The 15,948-nt window shown below is 42.7% G+C and carries 24 protein-coding genes and 2 pseudogenes; 16 read left to right on the top strand and 10 right to left on the bottom strand.

Annotated features, from left to right (window positions below; all coding sequences use genetic code 11):
• Positions 1–8: 8 nt before the first annotated feature.
• From FIS9605_RS0109215 to FIS9605_RS0109205, 3 genes are all read right to left on the bottom strand, one after another.
• A complete protein-coding gene (locus FIS9605_RS0109215; RefSeq protein ID WP_026732333.1) occupies positions 9–296 on the bottom strand; it encodes a hypothetical protein in 288 nt (95 codons plus the stop codon).
• 15 nt (positions 297–311) lie between these two features.
• A complete protein-coding gene (locus FIS9605_RS0109210; RefSeq protein WP_026732332.1) occupies positions 312–587 on the bottom strand; it encodes a hypothetical protein in 276 nt (91 codons plus the stop codon).
• 81 nt (positions 588–668) lie between these two features.
• A complete protein-coding gene (locus FIS9605_RS0109205) occupies positions 669–1,130 on the bottom strand; it encodes a VOC family protein (RefSeq protein WP_026732331.1) in 462 nt (153 codons plus the stop codon).
• A 77-nt stretch (positions 1,131–1,207) separates the two neighbouring features.
• On the opposite strand from FIS9605_RS0109205, the gene FIS9605_RS0109200 reads away from it, so the two are divergent.
• The 3 genes from FIS9605_RS0109200 to FIS9605_RS0109190 all read left to right on the top strand — a co-directional run bounded on the left by FIS9605_RS0109200 (position 1,208) and on the right by FIS9605_RS0109190 (position 3,859).
• Complete coding sequence (locus FIS9605_RS0109200) at positions 1,208–1,708, top strand: DUF4385 domain-containing protein (RefSeq protein ID WP_026732330.1); 501 nt, start codon at positions 1,208–1,210, stop codon at positions 1,706–1,708.
• A 451-nt stretch (positions 1,709–2,159) separates the two neighbouring features.
• On the top strand, positions 2,160–3,053 hold the full coding sequence (locus tag FIS9605_RS0109195; protein ID WP_026732329.1) for a hypothetical protein: 894 nt from the start codon (positions 2,160–2,162) through the stop codon (positions 3,051–3,053).
• A 227-nt stretch (positions 3,054–3,280) separates the two neighbouring features.
• Positions 3,281–3,859, top strand: coding sequence for a hypothetical protein (locus FIS9605_RS0109190; RefSeq protein ID WP_026732328.1), 579 nt, complete (start codon positions 3,281–3,283; stop codon positions 3,857–3,859).
• Between the two features lie 522 nt (positions 3,860–4,381).
• On the opposite strand, the gene FIS9605_RS36645 is transcribed toward FIS9605_RS0109190, so the two are convergent.
• Entirely contained in the window at positions 4,382–4,717 is a 336-nt protein-coding gene (locus FIS9605_RS36645) for a DUF4278 domain-containing protein (RefSeq protein WP_231510275.1), read from the bottom strand.
• 251 nt (positions 4,718–4,968) lie between these two features.
• On the opposite strand from FIS9605_RS36645, the gene FIS9605_RS0109180 reads away from it, so the two are divergent.
• The 4 genes and pseudogenes from FIS9605_RS0109180 to FIS9605_RS43940 all read left to right on the top strand — a co-directional run.
• Positions 4,969–7,128: a Tex family protein gene (locus tag FIS9605_RS0109180; RefSeq protein ID WP_026732327.1), complete on the top strand. Its 2,160-nt coding sequence runs from the start codon at positions 4,969–4,971 to the stop codon at positions 7,126–7,128.
• Positions 7,129–7,296: 168 nt separating this feature from the next.
• Positions 7,297–7,488, top strand: coding sequence for a DUF6888 family protein (locus tag FIS9605_RS0109175; RefSeq protein WP_026732326.1), 192 nt, complete (start codon positions 7,297–7,299; stop codon positions 7,486–7,488).
• Positions 7,485–7,697, top strand: a complete 213-nt coding sequence (locus FIS9605_RS0109170) for a DUF6887 family protein (protein ID WP_026732325.1) — start codon at positions 7,485–7,487, stop codon at positions 7,695–7,697. Before FIS9605_RS0109175 ends, FIS9605_RS0109170 begins: the two co-directional genes overlap by 4 nt.
• Positions 7,698–7,757: 60 nt before the next feature.
• Positions 7,758–7,883, top strand: a pseudogene (locus tag FIS9605_RS43940) (hypothetical protein); the annotation flags it as partial.
• Positions 7,884–8,027: 144 nt separating this feature from the next.
• Here FIS9605_RS43940 and FIS9605_RS0109165 read toward each other — a convergent pair.
• Complete coding sequence (locus tag FIS9605_RS0109165) at positions 8,028–8,357, bottom strand: helix-turn-helix domain-containing protein (protein WP_026732324.1); 330 nt, start codon at positions 8,355–8,357, stop codon at positions 8,028–8,030.
• Positions 8,341–8,739: a type II toxin-antitoxin system RelE/ParE family toxin gene (locus tag FIS9605_RS36640; protein WP_035139493.1), complete on the bottom strand. Its 399-nt coding sequence runs from the start codon at positions 8,737–8,739 to the stop codon at positions 8,341–8,343. The genes FIS9605_RS0109165 and FIS9605_RS36640 overlap by 17 nt, the downstream gene beginning before the upstream one ends.
• A gap of 165 nt (positions 8,740–8,904) precedes the next feature.
• Between FIS9605_RS36640 and FIS9605_RS0109155 the strand changes: the two genes are divergently transcribed.
• Both FIS9605_RS0109155 and FIS9605_RS0109150 read left to right on the top strand, forming a co-directional pair.
• On the top strand, positions 8,905–9,111 hold the full coding sequence (locus FIS9605_RS0109155; RefSeq protein WP_026732323.1) for a hypothetical protein: 207 nt from the start codon (positions 8,905–8,907) through the stop codon (positions 9,109–9,111).
• 2 nt (positions 9,112–9,113) lie between these two features.
• On the top strand, positions 9,114–9,380 hold the full coding sequence (locus tag FIS9605_RS0109150; RefSeq protein ID WP_026732322.1) for a type II toxin-antitoxin system RelE/ParE family toxin: 267 nt from the start codon (positions 9,114–9,116) through the stop codon (positions 9,378–9,380).
• Here the strand turns inward: FIS9605_RS0109150 and FIS9605_RS46560 are convergent.
• Complete coding sequence (locus tag FIS9605_RS46560; protein WP_442854691.1) at positions 9,377–9,523, bottom strand: hypothetical protein; 147 nt, start codon at positions 9,521–9,523, stop codon at positions 9,377–9,379. The genes FIS9605_RS0109150 and FIS9605_RS46560 overlap by 4 nt on opposite strands.
• A 152-nt stretch (positions 9,524–9,675) precedes the next feature.
• Between FIS9605_RS46560 and FIS9605_RS0109145 the strand changes: the two genes are divergently transcribed.
• The 5 genes from FIS9605_RS0109145 (at position 9,676) to FIS9605_RS0109125 (ending at position 11,789) form a co-directional block, all read left to right on the top strand.
• Positions 9,676–9,876 carry a hypothetical protein gene (locus FIS9605_RS0109145; RefSeq protein WP_026732321.1) on the top strand — a complete coding sequence of 67 codons (201 nt, stop codon included), beginning with the start codon at positions 9,676–9,678 and terminating at the stop codon, positions 9,874–9,876.
• The gene (locus tag FIS9605_RS0109140) at positions 9,876–10,136 is read left to right on the top strand and encodes a ParE family toxin-like protein (RefSeq protein ID WP_026732320.1); all 261 of its coding nucleotides are present in this window, start codon (positions 9,876–9,878) and stop codon (positions 10,134–10,136) included. The genes FIS9605_RS0109145 and FIS9605_RS0109140 overlap by 1 nt, the downstream gene beginning before the upstream one ends.
• A gap of 326 nt (positions 10,137–10,462) precedes the next feature.
• Positions 10,463–11,026: a Uma2 family endonuclease gene (locus FIS9605_RS0109135; protein ID WP_026732319.1), complete on the top strand. Its 564-nt coding sequence runs from the start codon at positions 10,463–10,465 to the stop codon at positions 11,024–11,026.
• Positions 11,027–11,154: 128 nt separating this feature from the next.
• Positions 11,155–11,385, top strand: a complete 231-nt coding sequence (locus tag FIS9605_RS0109130; RefSeq protein ID WP_026732318.1) for a hypothetical protein — start codon at positions 11,155–11,157, stop codon at positions 11,383–11,385.
• Positions 11,382–11,789, top strand: a complete 408-nt coding sequence (locus FIS9605_RS0109125; RefSeq protein WP_026732317.1) for a PIN domain-containing protein — start codon at positions 11,382–11,384, stop codon at positions 11,787–11,789. Before FIS9605_RS0109130 ends, FIS9605_RS0109125 begins: the two co-directional genes overlap by 4 nt.
• A gap of 176 nt (positions 11,790–11,965) precedes the next feature.
• Here FIS9605_RS0109125 and FIS9605_RS40720 read toward each other — a convergent pair.
• Positions 11,966–12,148 (bottom strand): annotated as a pseudogene (locus FIS9605_RS40720) (aldo/keto reductase); the annotation flags it as partial.
• A gap of 178 nt (positions 12,149–12,326) precedes the next feature.
• Here FIS9605_RS40720 and FIS9605_RS0109120 point away from each other — a divergent pair.
• Together FIS9605_RS0109120 and FIS9605_RS0109115 are read left to right on the top strand one after the other, a co-directional pair.
• On the top strand, positions 12,327–12,692 hold the full coding sequence (locus FIS9605_RS0109120; protein WP_026732316.1) for a VOC family protein: 366 nt from the start codon (positions 12,327–12,329) through the stop codon (positions 12,690–12,692).
• 94 nt (positions 12,693–12,786) lie between these two features.
• Positions 12,787–13,647 (top strand): alpha/beta fold hydrolase, encoded by an 861-nt coding sequence (locus FIS9605_RS0109115; protein WP_026732315.1) that lies wholly within the window; start codon positions 12,787–12,789, stop codon positions 13,645–13,647.
• A 332-nt stretch (positions 13,648–13,979) separates the two neighbouring features.
• On the opposite strand, the gene proB is transcribed toward FIS9605_RS0109115, so the two are convergent.
• Together proB and FIS9605_RS0109105 are read right to left on the bottom strand one after the other, a co-directional pair.
• Positions 13,980–15,101 carry a glutamate 5-kinase gene (gene proB / locus FIS9605_RS0109110; protein WP_026732314.1) on the bottom strand — a complete coding sequence of 374 codons (1,122 nt, stop codon included), beginning with the start codon at positions 15,099–15,101 and terminating at the stop codon, positions 13,980–13,982.
• Positions 15,102–15,269: 168 nt separating this feature from the next.
• Positions 15,270–15,917, bottom strand: coding sequence for a TetR/AcrR family transcriptional regulator (locus tag FIS9605_RS0109105; protein ID WP_026732313.1), 648 nt, complete (start codon positions 15,915–15,917; stop codon positions 15,270–15,272).
• Between the last annotated feature and the right edge of the window lie 31 nt (positions 15,918–15,948).

Here is a 15,948-nt window from a genome sequence, read left to right as displayed (position 1 = left end):
ATACCATTTCACAAAAACTCTGATACAAATACAGACAGTGTAGAGACGCGAAATTTCGCGTCTCTACAGACCAATTTTTTGTACCAAGAATCCTTAACTGAACCGTATTGGCTATTTGGAGTGTTCGTACCGTACCGAGGAACACAAGGGGGTCGTAGCCCTGCCCAAACGTTGGCTGCTGGAAAGGAAATGATTGTTGCTTCAATTGGTGCCGCCGACTCAGCAAAGATTACGAAATATTGCCTGAAACCACCGAAGCGTTTATTTATATCACTTACCCACAACTTTTCAGACATCCTCTTAACTTCAAATCATTGAGGAGGGATCAGGCTGGCAGTTTTTGTAACACTATCCCAAACTATCCAACCAAACTTATGATCTAAATTATCACCAGTATTTGAGACGTTAAAATAAAGCTTTTCGCCATTCCTCGTTTCAATAGCAAAGTCAGCATTTTGAGCGTATACCACTTTAAAACCTCTGTCTCGCAAGCAATACATCGCCCAAGCTTTTAATGACTGTTTTGCGGGTTCGTGTGGAATTGGAGGTTTTTTGATTGCGTCTTCGATAACTTGGAAAATTTGCATATTTGTTGGTTGTTGGTTGTTGATTGTTGGTTGTTGGTGGTTGGTTCAAACAACAAACACCAAACACCAAACAACATTTACTCAAACAGGATCGCAGCGAATCTCTATCATAAAGCCATCGGGGTCATAGAAGTAAACGCCGCGTCCGGTAGGACGGGTGACTGGGCCGTGGGCGATCGCGATTTGATTTTGTCTGAGTACTTCAACAGCACGGTCAAAACTGAGCGGATCTATGTCAAAAGCTAGATGATAAGCTCTGGTAAAAGTACGTTCTGGATTTGGATCTGGAGGTGATAATTCTGGTTCCCAGAACAAATCTAGGATAGTGCCATCAGGGGTAACAAAATTAGCTACTTTGCCCTGCGCTACTAAATCCTTCAAGGTAGCGGGAACTTCATCGCCTGTTAATTCGTGCAAACCCAGGATAATGCCGTAAAACTGCCGTGAAGCTTGCATATCTTTAACATTCAAGGCAATGTGATGCACGCGACGTAAGTCACCCTGAGTAAGGATACTTGTAAGTGATTGGGGGCTAGATAGCATAGCGTCACTGAAATTTACTTTCTAGGATAGATGGCAAATATTTTTTTCTAGTTTATTATTGCTAATAAAAATTTATCATGGCGTTTGATTATTCTTTAGATTTTCAGAACATCGATTTCCGACAACATCCAGAACTCTACCGTGTTGGCAAAGGTGAGCAGGGTGTACTTTTAGTAGAACCATATAAATCAGAAATTCTTCCACACTGGCGCTTCAAAACACCAGAAGTGGCCAGAGAGTCTAGCCAAAAAATCTATGAAATGTTTCTTGCTTATCTTGAGCAAGATGATTTTGTTGGCGCAGACATGGCGCGAAAATTTTTACAAATGGGTTATACCAGAGCGCGTCGCTATGCGAATCACAAAAGCGGCAGAAAATATAAAAACAATCCGCAAAAAGCAAGCTCAACAGAAGAACAAATACAATTAAGAAAAGATGTTTTACCTTATGAAGTAGATCCAATCAAAGCTGAATCAGCCGCAATATTTAAAGAAAAATGGATGCAAGCTAAGACTAACGAGAAATATCTCCAGCTTTTAGCAAAGCATAAAGAAAACATTCTAACTGGCAGTAAATAGGCAATGTAATTAGTGTATTCATTTATAGAACACTAGTTGATTGTTTAGCTTGCTCGTGCTAGTCGCCATTAGCCTAGCTCTTGTGGGGTGCGCATCCCCGCCCGCGCTCAGAATGCAAATTAGATGTGGAACAGCTTAGCGACTGGCGTTGAACTGCCATGCGATTCAAAGTCGCCAGACACCTATGCAAGAAGTCTATGAATGACGAATAAAAAACCAGAACATCTCATCAAGAGAATCTAATTGCTATATTTTTTCACTTATCTAAATAGCAATGGATTATAACAATTTAATGTAGTCATCACCACAAATTTAACTTATAACCACAGACACATTATCTATTTAACAAACTGTTTCTCCAGAGCGGTTCAATCATAATTTTCAATCGTTAGATTAGATGAGCATTGGAAGATGATTGCATTAAGCATTTTGGCTCAAGGAGAAGAGTGATATGGTTGAAAGCAGACAGACTCTGAATAATCAGGATGAAAATCCTAACCGCATGACAACAGGTCAACCTTATGCGAGTTCAGCAAGCACAAACATTGATGCTAGTGTACCTAGAACCGAAGATATTAATCGCGGAACAACAAGTCAACCTTATGCAGGTTCCGCAGGCACAAATATCGGTGCTGGCGTATCTACAGATACATCGTATGCGCCTACAAGTATGCGTCAACCCGATACTCGTCCAGCAGACCAAGGCAAGAATGATGCATTAAGTAGAGCGCTGATCGGAGGACTCATTGGTGCTACATTAGGGTCATTAGCTGGTGCTTTGGCTGGTAGAAGAATAGGTCAGGGTTTTAACCATGCTATCAAAGGTCTAGGAGACGCTGCCAAGACTGTGGGTGATGGTCTTATCCAGACAGGAAAAGGTGTAGGGGAAGCTGTTAAGAGTGTCGCTGAGGGTACTAGTTACGCTGTTGTGGGTGGTACATTGGATGCGGCAAAGGGCGTAGCTGAAGGAGCCACGCAAGCGGCTGTGGGAACCTTAGACGCAGTACAGAATACAGCAGAGGGTGTTACCCAAGCTGTAAAAGTAGGAGCGGAGGCAGTCACAGACACGGTCAAAGGTACAGCAGATACTCTTAACCAAACTGTAAAAGCAGGAGCAGATACCATAGCTGACACAGCTAAAGGTACATCTGAGGGTATTAACCAAGCTGTACAAACTGGAGCAGATGCTGTACGGGATACAGCTGAAGATGTCGATCGCTCGCAGATGAACTACGTGGCACCCCCAGAACAGACAGACACTGGCATGTCAGTAGCTTCTAGTGAAGGTAACTCGCTGGAAGAAGAAATTAATCGGCTTGAAGGTTACACTGAAGGTTACAGATAGATGAGCTGCTGGCAGAAGAATTCACAGTTCGTCAACAAGTTGTAGATGATAGTGTAAAGCGAAAACAAATCCGTACGTAGCAAGGTCATCAATCAAACTAAAACAATAATGGCATATTCTTTGCCAGAATACCAAGTTGCACGAATGCAACTTGGTATAAAAAACTAATTTTTAGTCGTTGAAACAGATGGAAATTAATCTGTTTTGGTATAAGGGAGACAATTCTCATGAATGTGAATGAGAACCAACAGCTTTTGAATAAGCCTGATGACAATATTGATTTTGTGACAAATCAACCTGATACTGATGCTGGAGGTACAGGTACAAATAATGGGCTATCTAAAGTATTAATTGGAGGACTTGTTGGTGCTACTTTAGGCGCAGTAGCTACGGCTTTAACTCTTAAGGGTACAGCCCAAAGAATTAACCAGAGTGTAAAAACTGTAGGCAATAATGTAAAAGGAGCAGCTGAGGGTTTTAACCAAACTGTAAAAAGTGTAGGAGATGCAATTAAGACTATAGCTGAAGGTTTTAACGATACAGTAAAAGATGTAGGAAATACTGTTAAAACTACAGCTGTAGACGTTAATGATACTGTTAAAAATACTGTAGATGTCGTCAAGAGTACAACTGTGAGTGTTAACGACACCGCCATAAATACTGCGGATATCGTTAAGGGTGCAGCTGAAGGTATTCAGGATACTGTCAAAAATACAGTGGATGTTGGAGAGAATAAAGTTGAGGATGCCACATCATCTAAGCATCAAACGACCTACATTTTAGTCCCAGTGGACGAGAACAAGTGATATCGTTTCACGTTAATCACGATACATATAAATTTTGTAGAGACGCGAAATTTCGCGTCTCTACTCTCTGTATTTGTATCAGAGTTTTTGTGAAATGATATGAGTTGTTGATTTCTCTATTTTTCAGCGTCACAGCCAACAAAAAGCATGAAGCTTACTATGCTGATATTTAGAGGATGGGCAGTGAGTGCCCATCCTACTTTTACTATTGGAACCATTACCTATTAAGCTATTACACATCTAATTTGCATAACTTGGGCGGGTAGGATGCCCACCCCACAAGAGATTGAGAAAATCTAAAAAGTTTTTATGCTTAGCGTCGCCTGTCTTGACGATCGCCATAACTGGTTACAGTTTTTTAACGTCAAGAATATTAACCCTGTTAGCCAGTTATGCGATCGCTGCTAGCGGGTGTCCCCACCATCGCACAACGTCGGTTTTAAAGCAAAGCTTATGAATTCTCCAAGGGAGAGTGCAATACTTACCAGCAATTTCTCCCTTTGTAACTTCAACTGTCAAGTCCTAGTAATTTACACCGCGATACTTACGTGTAAATTCATTCTCCATTTTTTGAACCTCAGAACTACTTGCTTGTCGGCTGTGATTATAATTTGGTTGCTCTTGTTGTTTTTTTTGCTGTCTGAGTTTGTACTCATTTTGTTGTAATAGTTTTTGAGTACCAACCAAGACAACTACTAGCAACAAAAGCTGCACTTGCCAAGGTGCTAATATCAAGCCTAAAGCTAGGCTAATAACTGCGACTACACCGATAAGCTGCCCGATTTCATCGGTGCTTTTTTTGAAGATATAGGCAGTTACTAAACCAGTAAAAAGTGGTATCAGAAACAACAAAGGCATTTTTCCTTCACCTCTGAACTAAAACCAGAAGCGCTATATGCGTGGTATGTGGATATTAAGGCTGCTGTTATAAATACGTGTAGTAAAATTTACTACGCGCTATTCTTGGCCATAATACGCTATTAATAACAACAGCATAATTAGTTAAGTTTCCTAAAAAGTCTAATATATTAGCTTAACATTCTACACTTGCCTTCTCACATCAATCTACCGTATTACCTTGATTGAGTAACTTTTTCCATTGACACCCGATGCTGAACATTCCTCAATTACTGGCAACTGAACTCAACCTCAAAGCCTATCAGGTGCAAAACGCGCTGGAACTCCTGGCGGAGGGTGCAACAATTCCCTTTATTGCACGTTACCGTAAAGAACGCACTGGGGAAATGAATGAAGTCCAGCTGCGCGAATTGGCAGATAGATATACTTACTTAACGGAACTAGAAGAACGAAAAACGGTAATTTTAAATGCGATCGCCGAACAAGGTAAACTTACCGACGAACTCAAAGCAAAAATTGCAGCCTGTTTGCAAAAAACAGAGCTAGAAGATTTATATTTACCCTACCGTCCCAAGCGTCGCACCCGCACCACCGTTGCGAGAGAAAAAGGACTGGAACCTTTGGCAGAATTTATCAAGTCGCTGAATACCAAAAATGCTGCACCTATTCCTTTAGAAGCAGAAGCACAGAAGTATATTTCCCTAGAAAAGGGAGTCAAAACAGCAGAGGAAGCGCTAAAGGGTGCTGCTGACATCCTTGCAGAGGAAGTCGCGGAAAAAGCAGAGTTACGCGCATATCTGCGTGAATATTTGTTAGAAGAAGGGATATTTGTCTCTCGGATCAAAGATGAGCATCCTGAAGGAACGACGAAGTTCGAGATGTACCGTAACTATCAGGCAAAGGTAAAAAATATTGCACCTCACAATTTGCTAGCATTGTGTCGCGGTGAAAATGAAGGTGTGTTGAGTTTTGATATCTCCTTTAATGAAGATATGGTGCTTTCCTATTTAGAATCACAGGAAATTCGCTCCAAACATCGCCCTATCCGCAATTTTTACCAGGAAATGGTTAAAGATGCATTTAACCGTCTGATGAAAACTTCTTTGATCGGTGAGGTAATTTCAGAGAAGAAACTGTACGCTGACATTGAGTCGATCAAGACATTTGAAGCAAATTTGCGAGAATTGCTGCTGTCTGCACCTGCGGGGATGAAACCGACGATGGCGATAGATCCGGGGTTTAGAACTGGGTGTAAAGTTGCAATACTTGATGAAACGGGAAAATTTTTGGAATACCAGGCGGTATTTCCCCACCAAGCACTAGAACAACGTGCTAAGTCTGCACAAACTCTCAAAAATCTGATTGAAAAGTACAAGGTAGAGTTAATAGCTATTGGTAATGGTACAGCTTCCCGCGAAACAGACGAGTTTGTGGCGGAAGTGCTGCGAACTATGGAACGCAAACCAATTAAAGTTATTGTCAATGAGTCGGGTGCATCTATATATAGTGCTAGTAAAGTTGCAGCACAAGAATTTCCCGACTTAGATGTTACCGTGCGCGGAGCAATTAGTATCGGTCGCCGCTTGCAAGATCCCTTGGCGGAACTGGTGAAAATCGACCCCAAATCTATTGGTGTGGGACAATACCAACACGACGTGGATCAGAAGTTACTGAAAAAGAAATTGGATGAAACGGTAGAAAGCTGCGTTAACTACGTTGGTGTAGATTTGAATACAGCTTCTAAGGAACTTTTGACTTTCGTCTCTGGCATTACGCCCACGGTTGCTAACAACATTGTCACATACCGCAACCAGCACGGAGCCTTTAAAAATCGCCGGGAACTACTGAAGGTACCGAAGTTGGGGCCAAAGGCGTTTGAACAAGCAGCAGGTTTTCTCCGCATTCGCGGTGGTGAGAATCCTTTGGACAATACCGCCGTACATCCAGAGAGTTATTCGGTGGTGCAGGCGATCGCTAAAGATTTAGCTGTACCCTTACAACAGGTGACGCAAATTGCTGAAAAACTCAACAAGACAAACCTGAAAAAATACGTCACCGACACCGTAGGCGAACCAACACTACGCGACATCCTTAAAGAATTAGAAAAACCAGGTAGAGATCCCCGCGCTGAGTTTAAGTATGCCACCTTCCAAGAGGGAATTAAAGAGATTTCCGATTTGAAAGTAGGGATGGAATTAGAGGGGATAGTTACCAATGTCGCCAATTTTGGTGCATTTGTGGATATTGGTGTGCATCAGGATGGTTTGGTGCATATCTCCCAACTTGCTGACAGGTTTGTGGACGATCCAAAGAAAATCGTGAAGGTGGGACAGGTTGTGAAAGTAAGAGTGTTGGAAGTGAATGAGAAATTGAAGCGGATTGGTTTATCGATGAAGGGGGTGAAGCAGTAGAATCTCTGTTCTCACATTATGTATAAAACTTGTTTGTAGTAAGGACTTTAGTCCTTGCTTTCAAGGAAGAGGACTGAAGTCCTCACTACAAGCTTATAACTAGCTTGCGTAGCATTTGTTGCACCAAAGCTACTACCATGAGTTGGCAAGTTAAGCTGTACGTATGACATGAATCCAACAAATGAACAAACTCAGGGACTTTATCGATTGTGTTACCGACTCACTAACGTCATATATCCGGGATGGCAATATAAAAGTATTGAGCTTGTTCGCATAGACGAGAGGACTGGCAGGTTATACGTGCTAGCTGGAGAGAATTTGGATTTCGAGATCAAGCCTACGGGAGGATACGAGCCATGACAACCACTAATTATGAAGCAATGAGCCTTGATGAGTTAAGGCAATATGTGCTGAGTCATCGAGAAGATATCGTCGCTTTTCAGGCTTATATTGACCGTTCATCAGCTGCTGGACGGATGATCAGCATAGACTTAAATGACAATAATTGGGAAGAGAACCTAACTGAGCAGATTCAGCAAAGTACATCAGTTGAGGGTGAATCAGAGTAGCCGTCGCAGCAATGCGCGATCGCTCATAAAGAAGTCCAGATACTAGCAAACTGTCTTTTAGCGATCGCCTCTGACTTAAATGTACCCTTACAACAGATGAGGCAAATTACCGAAAAGTTGAAAAAGGCGAATTTGAAAAAATACGTCACTGAAACTGTTGGGGAACCGACACTGCGCGACATCCTCTAGAACATCAATTCAGTAATCCCAAAAACCCAGTTTTTGTTCCTGAAAAGACCGATTTTTCGTTGGCTGTAGAGACGCGAAATTTCGCGTCTCTACGAACAAACGTGGTTTTTTAGCCCTTAGGTTGAATACTGAATCGGTGTTCTAGACACTAACAACTCTTGTCTGAGCTTGAGAGTTTGATTGAGGTTTGGGAATAACACGAATTTCCACATCACTCCCCAGTGCGTTTAAAAATCGAAAGAGGCGTTCGGTTGAAAATCCGGAAAGCTTTCCACGCAGTAAAGCAGAGATTTTGGGTTGATCGATTCCGAGCAGTTTTGCCGCTTCGGTTTGAGTCAGGTTTCTCGCAGCGATCAGGTCACTGATTTGTCGAACGAGTTCCGCTTTAATCAACAACTCGTCGGAAGTCGCGAGTCCTATATCTGCAAAAATATTACCACTGCTTGATTGCACCTTAATTTCTTTGCTCATTTTTGTCTTCCTCTAGACGCTGCTTATAGTACTGTTCGTAATGTTCTTTGGCGCGTTTGAGTCGAGCTTCAATCAGTTCAATATCTTGCTTGGGAGTCGCAATTCCACGCTTAGATTTCTTCTGAAAGGCGTCCAACACATACACAACTCCTTCAAATTTGACTGTATAAACTGCTCGGTACGTGTCTGTATCAAAGTCCTCAACCACCTCCAAAATCACTGCTCCTTTGAAGCCTTTGAGTGGCTTTGCATCTGGGTGCTTCTCACCACATTGCGCTAGGTATAGGGCATAACCCATGACTTGCTGGACATCTTCAGGAAAGTCTTTTAAGTCATCGAGGGAACTGGCAATCCATTCAACAGGCTTTAGGGGTGGGTTCATGACTTTAATATGCTAGTTTTAGCATAATTTGTCAAGTTGAATGATACTCGAATAACAACTGTATAACGGGGTCGTTACCGAGGTTTACCAAAACTAGGCTATTTATCCAACACAACAACCATCATGTTAAATTGATCGGGTAAGCCCCAAAAGGTTTTTCAAGTTATGAGCTTCAGTGATGTGGTCGAGGCAATCAAAGGTCTTTCTATCGAGGAAAAGCAGGAAATTCAATTGCTGTTGAAGCAGTATCTACGGGAAGAACGTCGTGAACAGATATACGAAAACTTCAAAACAGCGCAAGTAGAAGAAAAAAACGGTGAACTGAAATTCTCCTCCAATATTAATGAACTAAAACGACTGATAGAGGAGTGATAGTGGAAGTTAGTTTCAGTTCTTCATTCCGACGTGCCTTTAAAAAGCGAATCAAGGGAAACGTAGATTTAGAAGCAAGATTTTGGCAAAAGCTGGAGCAGTTTACAACAGACCGATTTGATCAAAGTCTGAAAACTCACAAATTGTCTGGCAAGCTCAATGAATTATGGAGTTTCAGCGTGGGTTATGACGAGAGGGTATTGTTTTACTTCACAGAGGATGGGAATGCTGTGTTTGTAGATATTGGTAGCCATGACGAGGTCTATTAGGTAACAGCGATGACAACGAATCTATATAAACAAGTGAAGTGCGATCGCTCATAATAAAGTCCAGATACTAGCGTCTGCTGAAAGAGCAAGGAGAGCAAACTGTTTTTTAGCGATCGCTCCTTTAAAATCGTGAGGTTATCCATTACGGGATAATTGCGACGGTGTAGGGCGATCGCTTGCTAGCCAGTAAAATTAAAAGAGATAAAAAGCGCTATTTGCAATAGCAATCACATAACCGCGTTGCAGTTGACGCAAAGCTATAATTTGCTCAAGAGCAAAGAGGTAAATTATTGATATGTCAACCCTAGAAGAAATTGAAGCGGCGATTCTAACACTTCCGTCACAGGATTTCGAGCGTCTAAGGCAGTGGTTTTTTGACTTGGATTATCAGCATTGGGATGAACAGCTAGAGCAAGACATTGCAGATGGTAAGTTAGAAGCCTTAGCTCAAGAGGCGATCGCTGAATTCGAGTCAGGGCAGTGTCGAGAAATTTAATGCACTACACGACACGGCGATTTTGGAAATGCTACAACACTTTACCCGAAAACGTACAGCAAACTGCCGATCAATGCTATGAGTTGCTTAAAGCTGATCCATCTCATCCATCGTTGCACTTCAAAAAGATTGGTAACAAGTATTGGTCAGTTCGGGCAGGGCTAGATTATCAGGCTTTAGGTGTTGAAGTAGAAGATGGCATTTCTTGGTTTTGGATTGGGACTCATGCAGAGTACGACAAGCTAATCGGCAAGTTGTAGCGTGGTATAAGAACGCGGCGCAACTGACCGTATTGAGGTTATCGGTTGAGTTTCAGAGGTGACTTGCGGTGGCTGACCTTTGCCGTTAATTACTGAGGGTTTGCCAAAACTAGGCTACAGCTTATGTCACAGCAATGCGCGATCGCTCATAAACAAGTCCAGATACTAGTGTCTACTAAGAGCAAGGGGAGCAAACTGCCTGTGAGCGATTACCCAATTGAGAAGTCTAGGCGCTACTAAGCGATCCGGTAGGGCAATTTTGATTGAGTTTTCTAGCTAAGATAGAGATTGGAATTTGCTCTGGCAGACTTGGAGGCAAGCGCAAAATGGTACAAGTACCATCTAAAATGCTGACATTAGAAGAGTTTCTGCAACTACCAGAAACAAAACCTGCTAGTGAGTACATTGATGGTCAAATTATCCAGAAGCCCATGCCCCAAGGGAAACATAGTACAATTCAAGGAGAATTTATATCTACCATCAATGGTGTAGTAAAGCCTAATCGTATCGCTCGTGCGTTTCCTGAGTTGCGTTGTACTTTTGGTGGTCGTTCAATTGTACCTGACATCGCGGTTTTTATTTGGAGTAGGATTCCCCGTGATGAGAATGGGGAGGTTGCCAATACATTTTCCATCGCTCCAGATTGGACAATTGAAATTTTGTCTCCCGATCAAAACCAGACAAAAGTGACGAAAAATATTCTTCATTGTCTAAAGTATGGAACTCAAATGGGTTGGCTAATTGATCCGAATGAGCAAACTGTGTTTATTTATCGTCCCAAACAAGAAACTGAAGTGTTTGATGAGCCAGATGCACTTCTTCCTATGCCATCGTTTGCGGGTGAGTTACACCTTACAATTAAGGATTTGCTTGCTTGGTTGTTAGAGTAAATTGTGAGTAGTCGCCAGCCACCTAACACTGGATTGTAAAGGACATTCTCTTGTGAATAAAACTAGGCTACAGATGAGCGATCACTCATATTAGAATCTAGATACCAGCGATCGTTGGAGTAGTTTTCATGTCATTGCAAAAGTTGAAAGAGCAAGCCCGTAACTTATCGGTGAGCGATCGCCTCGCATTAGTCAGTGACATCATTGAATCCCTAAAAGGCAATCTAAACCTACAACCAAATCGAAAGACTCTGATTAATCAGATGCGTGGTTTGCTAAAAACAGACCAGCCGCCACCCACTGACGCTCAGATCGAGGCAATGCTGGAAGAGTATCGAGTGGAGAAGTATCTCAAGTGAGAGTTCTCATCGATACCAACATTGTTCTTGATTTCTTGCTAGAGCGGGAGCCATTTTTGTCGGATGCAGAAGCCTTGTTTCAAGCGATCGGTGCTGGACAAGTTGTAGGTTATGTCACTGCAACAACGCTAACGGATATTTTCTACATAGCCAAAAGGCAAACCCAAAGTCTCGAACGAGCAAGGCAGACAATCTCTATCATACTGGCAGTTATGGAGGTTTGCCCTGTTGATCGCACTGTTTTGGAAGTTGCTTTAACGTCAGGTTTAGCAGATTTTGAAGACGCTGTACAAATTGCTTGTGCAATTGCTCAAGGTTTAGATGCAATTGTTACCCGCGATCATGATTTTTCAAGTGCAACTATGCCCGTGTTATCTGTTAATCAGCTACTGAAACAGTTGTAGTAAATTAATGTTTCTCAGCGATCGCGCATTACTGCGATCGCTCACATACAAATACTAAATTCTGCCCAAAGAGCAAGGGAGAAAACTGTCTATAAGCGATCGCCTTTGAGGGCGTCTGTAGGGCGATCGCTAATTCGTGTCTCATAGCTTCGTGTCTCATAGCCCCAACGATGAATTTAGTACAAATCTACGCAATCATTCTGGAATCGCTCCAGTGAGACATCGATCGCATCAAAAATATGTTTGCGAAATAGTCCTCGATCATTGATAGCATCGCCCACTTGGTTGTAAACTTTAGTAGCAATAACAACTTGCTCTCGTTTAGCAAAGTCTTTGAGTGCCCGTCCAAGAATTTCTTCACTGACACCCGGTGATGCTTAGTTGATTTGACTCGAAGCTTGCTGCCCCGCTGGTGTCAGTAACAAAAAGATTAAAATAGAGAAGAATTGCATCAAAGTAAACAAAGAACTTTGTTGTTATCAACTCTGATAGAGAGTTAGTAATAACGATCGCCCAAATAAGGAGGAGAGGTGTGACATGACAATTACTCTAAATCACACCATAGTGCCTGCCCGTGATAAAGAAGCATCAGCACGTTTTTTTGCTCATATTTTTGGTCTGAAGGTTGATTCTCCTGTTGGCCCTTTTGCCGCTGTGCATGTCAATGATACGCTGACACTTGACTTTGCCGACAGGGAGAAATTTGAGTCACATCACTATGCGTTTCATGTTAGTGATGAAGAATTTGATGCCATCTTTGCACGGGTGAAAGAGGCAGGTCTTGAATACAGTAGTGACCCCATGCACCAGAACAAAGGTCAAATCAATCACAGAAAAGGGGGTCGTGGCTTTTATTTCTACGATATTGATGGCCATAACCTAGAATTGCTGACCCGTCCATAGTAAAGATGGTGAAATAGCGATCGCACCGCACATACTCTTACCGCCAACCACAACCGATTTTAAGGGAAAATTGGCATGTAGGGAGGAGTGAAAAATGCGAGCAAAAATTCGAGATACAGAGATTTTCTTTGATGTGGAAGGTTCTTCTTTAGTAGTGGATGGCGATCGCATTCACACCAAACCTGTTGCCTTTTTGATTCACGGTGGCCCTGGTGCGGATCATACTTCCTATAAACCCGCCTTCTCTCCTCTCGCTCAAAAGCTGCAACTAGTTTATTTTGACCATCGAGGCCAGGGACGTTCTGCCCGGGGATCGAAGCAAACCTACACCCTAGACAACAATGTCGAAGATATGGAAGCATTGCGCCGTTACCTAGGTCTTGACCAAATTGTTGTCATTGGCACTTCCTACGGCGGTATGGTTGCTCTTTCTTATGCGGTTCGCTATCCCCAGAATATATCGCATCTGATTGTCATTGCCACGGCGGCTAATTACCGCTTTCTAGAGCGAGCCAAAGAGATTTTGGCACATCGAGGAACCGAAGAACAAAAGAAAATTGCCCAGCGACTTTGGAATGGTTCTTTTGAAAATGAGGAACAACTACGGGAGTATTTTAAAGTCATGGGATCAATGTATTCGCTGACCTACGATCCCTCCTCATCTGGCAAAACTTGGGATCGGACTATTTTCTCTGTCGATGCCATTAATGTTGCCTTTGGTGGCTTTCTGCGGAACTACAACGTCCTCGATCGGCTATACAAGATTACTGCACCGACTTTAGTAATTGGCGGGCGGCATGACTGGATTTGTCCTCCAGAATTCTCCTCTGAAATTGCTAAAGCAATTCCCAACGCCGACTTAAGAATCTTTGAAAATAGCGGTCACTTGATTCGGGTAGATGAAAAAGAAGCGCTTCTAGATGCGATCGCTGGTTTCTTGGTCTACAAACGTTAATTTATATCTATCTTGAAAATAGGGGAAAGGGGAGCCAGCACGCCCTTGGAGGTTCCACGCCACGTGCTTTATGCCGGGAAACCCGTCCACCGCAGTGGCTCCTCCGTTCTAGCGACTGGCGTGAAAGGTTAAGGGGGAAAGGAAAGATTTATTTTCATCCGTTTGGTGTGTGATGAAATCGCATGGACGTCTAACTTGAAAATAGGGATTGGGGATTGAGAATCGGGGAAGAGATTTTCATTCCCTCGTTGTGTGATTCGCCTATGCAACAAACTCTCGTTACCAGGTTGAATCTGGTAACGAGAAAGAGCGCACAACTCCGAGGAATGAGCTTAAGTAGTCAAAACCAAATTATCTCGGTGAATCACTGTTTCCGCCGTTTCTCCACTTTCATATCCCAAAATCACTGCAATTTCGCTCGAACGACACCCGCGAATTTTTTGCAGTTCAGCACTGGTGTAGTTTACAAGTCCTCTAGCAATTTCTTTACCTCTTGGATCGCATAATAGCACGGCTTCTTGGGTATCAAATTCGCCTTCCACAGCGGTAATGCCAGCAGCTAATAAAGATTTGCCTGCTTGCGAAATTGCTACCACTGCTCCTTCATCTAAATATAATTTGCCAGTAGGAAGTAGACCGTAAGCTATCCAGCGTTTGCGAGCCGAGGTTGGCTCCGGTTGTGGTTCAAAGTGAGTGCCAAGTAGTTCTCCATGTAATATTTTTTCTATATTTTGGGGATATTTACCTTCGGTAATTACGGTGCGAACACCAGCAGCAATGGCAATTCGTGCGGCAGAAATTTTTGTCACCATACCACCCGTACCCCATTGGGAACCTTGAGTGCCTGTTTGCACCTGTAATTCTTCTAATTCCTTGAGATTGCTAACTAATGCGATCGGCTGGGCATCCGGTACGGAACGGGGATCGGCTGAGTAAAGTCTATCTACGTCGGTAAGTAAAAATAGCCAATCTGCATGTACTAAACTAGCAACTAAAGCCGAAAGAGTGTCATTGTCTCCAAATTTTAATTCCTCCACTGCTACGGTATCATTTTCATTCACCACAGGAATTACCCCTAGTTCCAGTAATTCCTTAAAGGTTTTGTAGACATTCAGATAGCGACTGCGCTGTACTAAGTCGCTGCGGGTAAGCAATACTTGAGCTATAGGTTGTTGTAAGGTATTAAATAAATCATCATATACACGGATTAAACGCCCTTGTCCAACTGCTGCCACTGCTTGTTTGAGGGCGATCGCCTTTGGTCTTTCGCCTAAACCTAGGCGCGCACAACCCACTCCAACAGCACCAGAAGAAACCAAAATCATCCGATGTCCCTGTTGTTGTAAATGCGAGAGTGTTTCTGCTAAGGTTGCAATCGTAGAAATTGCCAATTTTCCTGTTTCTGGTTGAGTAAGACTAGAAGTCCCGATTTTAACAACAATCGTTTTAGTCATTGGTCATTTGTCATTCGTTAGTAGTTAGTAGTTAGTGGTTAGTGGCGTAACAAGTCAAAAATCAAATGTCAAAAAGATTCTTCGTTGGGAATTTTGAATTTTAAATTTTGAATTATTTTCTCCCCATCTCCCCATCTCCCCATCTCCCCATCTCCCACTCCCCCACTCTCACGCTCGCACTCCTGCCAAGATTAAATTAATTGCTTCTTGGGTGTATTTCTCAATCATTTCTGGACTCAACCTATCCACATTTGGGGTAAGATGCTTGATGTTTTCGTGAGCATTAAAGTATAAAGTACAGATGCCACTAATCTGTATGCATACCAAAAAAGGGTCTAGTTGACGAAATTTTCTCTCTGCTATACCCCGTTCTAATATTTTGATGACATGGGCGAAGGTTTCTTGCCAGTTGCCCAATTTAAAATACTTGCCCTGATTTTGGTTGGCTTCCTGAAACCAAAGCATCCCTCGATGAGGATGGGCCGCTTCGTAGGCGATCGCAGCTCGAATCATAGTCTTTAGAGCTTCTTCTGGTGGTAAAGTATCCAAATTTAGTTGTTGCAGTGCGTCATGCAACTCAGTCGCAGGACGTTGCAACACAGTTTTATATAGTCCTTCCTTGTTCTCAAAATAGTAGTGGATCATCGCTGTAGTTACCCCTGCACGGGTGGCGATCGCCTCTATTCGCGCCCCACTTAACCCATGCTTGGAAAATTCCGTTTCCGCTGCATCCAAAATCTGCTGTTTTGTCGCCTCCGGATCTCGAACTTGGCGACTGCTGTTAGATGAGCGTTTTGTTTTAGCTGAACGAACCACTACTGTACTAAATTTCCACGAATGTGCTTTT

The organism is Fischerella sp. PCC 9605, assembly GCF_000517105.1.
Lineage (GTDB): Bacteria > Cyanobacteriota > Cyanobacteriia > Cyanobacteriales > Nostocaceae > PCC9605.
Note: the sequence above shows the minus strand (reverse complement) of the source record. Positions and strands in the feature narration are given on the sequence as shown.

Bases quoted from the DNA above. Each gene is read 5' to 3' on its own strand.
- FIS9605_RS0109215 (WP_026732333.1), bottom strand. From the start codon at position 296: ATGTCTGAAAAGTTGTGGGTAAGTGATATAAATAAACGCTTCGGTGGT.
- FIS9605_RS0109210 (WP_026732332.1), bottom strand. From the start codon at position 587: ATGCAAATTTTCCAAGTTATCGAAGACGCAATCAAAAAACCTCCAATT.
- FIS9605_RS0109205 (WP_026732331.1), bottom strand. From the start codon at position 1,130: ATGCTATCTAGCCCCCAATCACTTACAAGTATCCTTACTCAGGGTGAC.
- FIS9605_RS0109200 (WP_026732330.1), top strand. From the start codon at position 1,208: ATGGCGTTTGATTATTCTTTAGATTTTCAGAACATCGATTTCCGACAA.
- FIS9605_RS0109195 (WP_026732329.1), top strand. From the start codon at position 2,160: ATGGTTGAAAGCAGACAGACTCTGAATAATCAGGATGAAAATCCTAAC.
- FIS9605_RS0109190 (WP_026732328.1), top strand. From the start codon at position 3,281: ATGAATGTGAATGAGAACCAACAGCTTTTGAATAAGCCTGATGACAAT.
- FIS9605_RS36645 (WP_231510275.1), bottom strand. From the start codon at position 4,717: ATGCCTTTGTTGTTTCTGATACCACTTTTTACTGGTTTAGTAACTGCC.
- FIS9605_RS0109180 (WP_026732327.1), top strand. From the start codon at position 4,969: ATGCTGAACATTCCTCAATTACTGGCAACTGAACTCAACCTCAAAGCC.
- FIS9605_RS0109175 (WP_026732326.1), top strand. From the start codon at position 7,297: ATGAATCCAACAAATGAACAAACTCAGGGACTTTATCGATTGTGTTAC.
- FIS9605_RS0109170 (WP_026732325.1), top strand. From the start codon at position 7,485: ATGACAACCACTAATTATGAAGCAATGAGCCTTGATGAGTTAAGGCAA.
- FIS9605_RS0109165 (WP_026732324.1), bottom strand. From the start codon at position 8,357: ATGAGCAAAGAAATTAAGGTGCAATCAAGCAGTGGTAATATTTTTGCA.
- FIS9605_RS36640 (WP_035139493.1), bottom strand. From the start codon at position 8,739: ATGAACCCACCCCTAAAGCCTGTTGAATGGATTGCCAGTTCCCTCGAT.
- FIS9605_RS0109155 (WP_026732323.1), top strand. From the start codon at position 8,905: ATGAGCTTCAGTGATGTGGTCGAGGCAATCAAAGGTCTTTCTATCGAG.
- FIS9605_RS46560 (WP_442854691.1), bottom strand. From the start codon at position 9,523: ATGGATAACCTCACGATTTTAAAGGAGCGATCGCTAAAAAACAGTTTG.
- FIS9605_RS0109145 (WP_026732321.1), top strand. From the start codon at position 9,676: ATGTCAACCCTAGAAGAAATTGAAGCGGCGATTCTAACACTTCCGTCA.
- FIS9605_RS0109140 (WP_026732320.1), top strand. From the start codon at position 9,876: ATGCACTACACGACACGGCGATTTTGGAAATGCTACAACACTTTACCC.
- FIS9605_RS0109135 (WP_026732319.1), top strand. From the start codon at position 10,463: ATGGTACAAGTACCATCTAAAATGCTGACATTAGAAGAGTTTCTGCAA.
- FIS9605_RS0109130 (WP_026732318.1), top strand. From the start codon at position 11,155: ATGTCATTGCAAAAGTTGAAAGAGCAAGCCCGTAACTTATCGGTGAGC.
- FIS9605_RS0109120 (WP_026732316.1), top strand. From the start codon at position 12,327: ATGACAATTACTCTAAATCACACCATAGTGCCTGCCCGTGATAAAGAA.
- FIS9605_RS0109115 (WP_026732315.1), top strand. From the start codon at position 12,787: ATGCGAGCAAAAATTCGAGATACAGAGATTTTCTTTGATGTGGAAGGT.
- proB (WP_026732314.1), bottom strand. From the start codon at position 15,101: ATGACTAAAACGATTGTTGTTAAAATCGGGACTTCTAGTCTTACTCAA.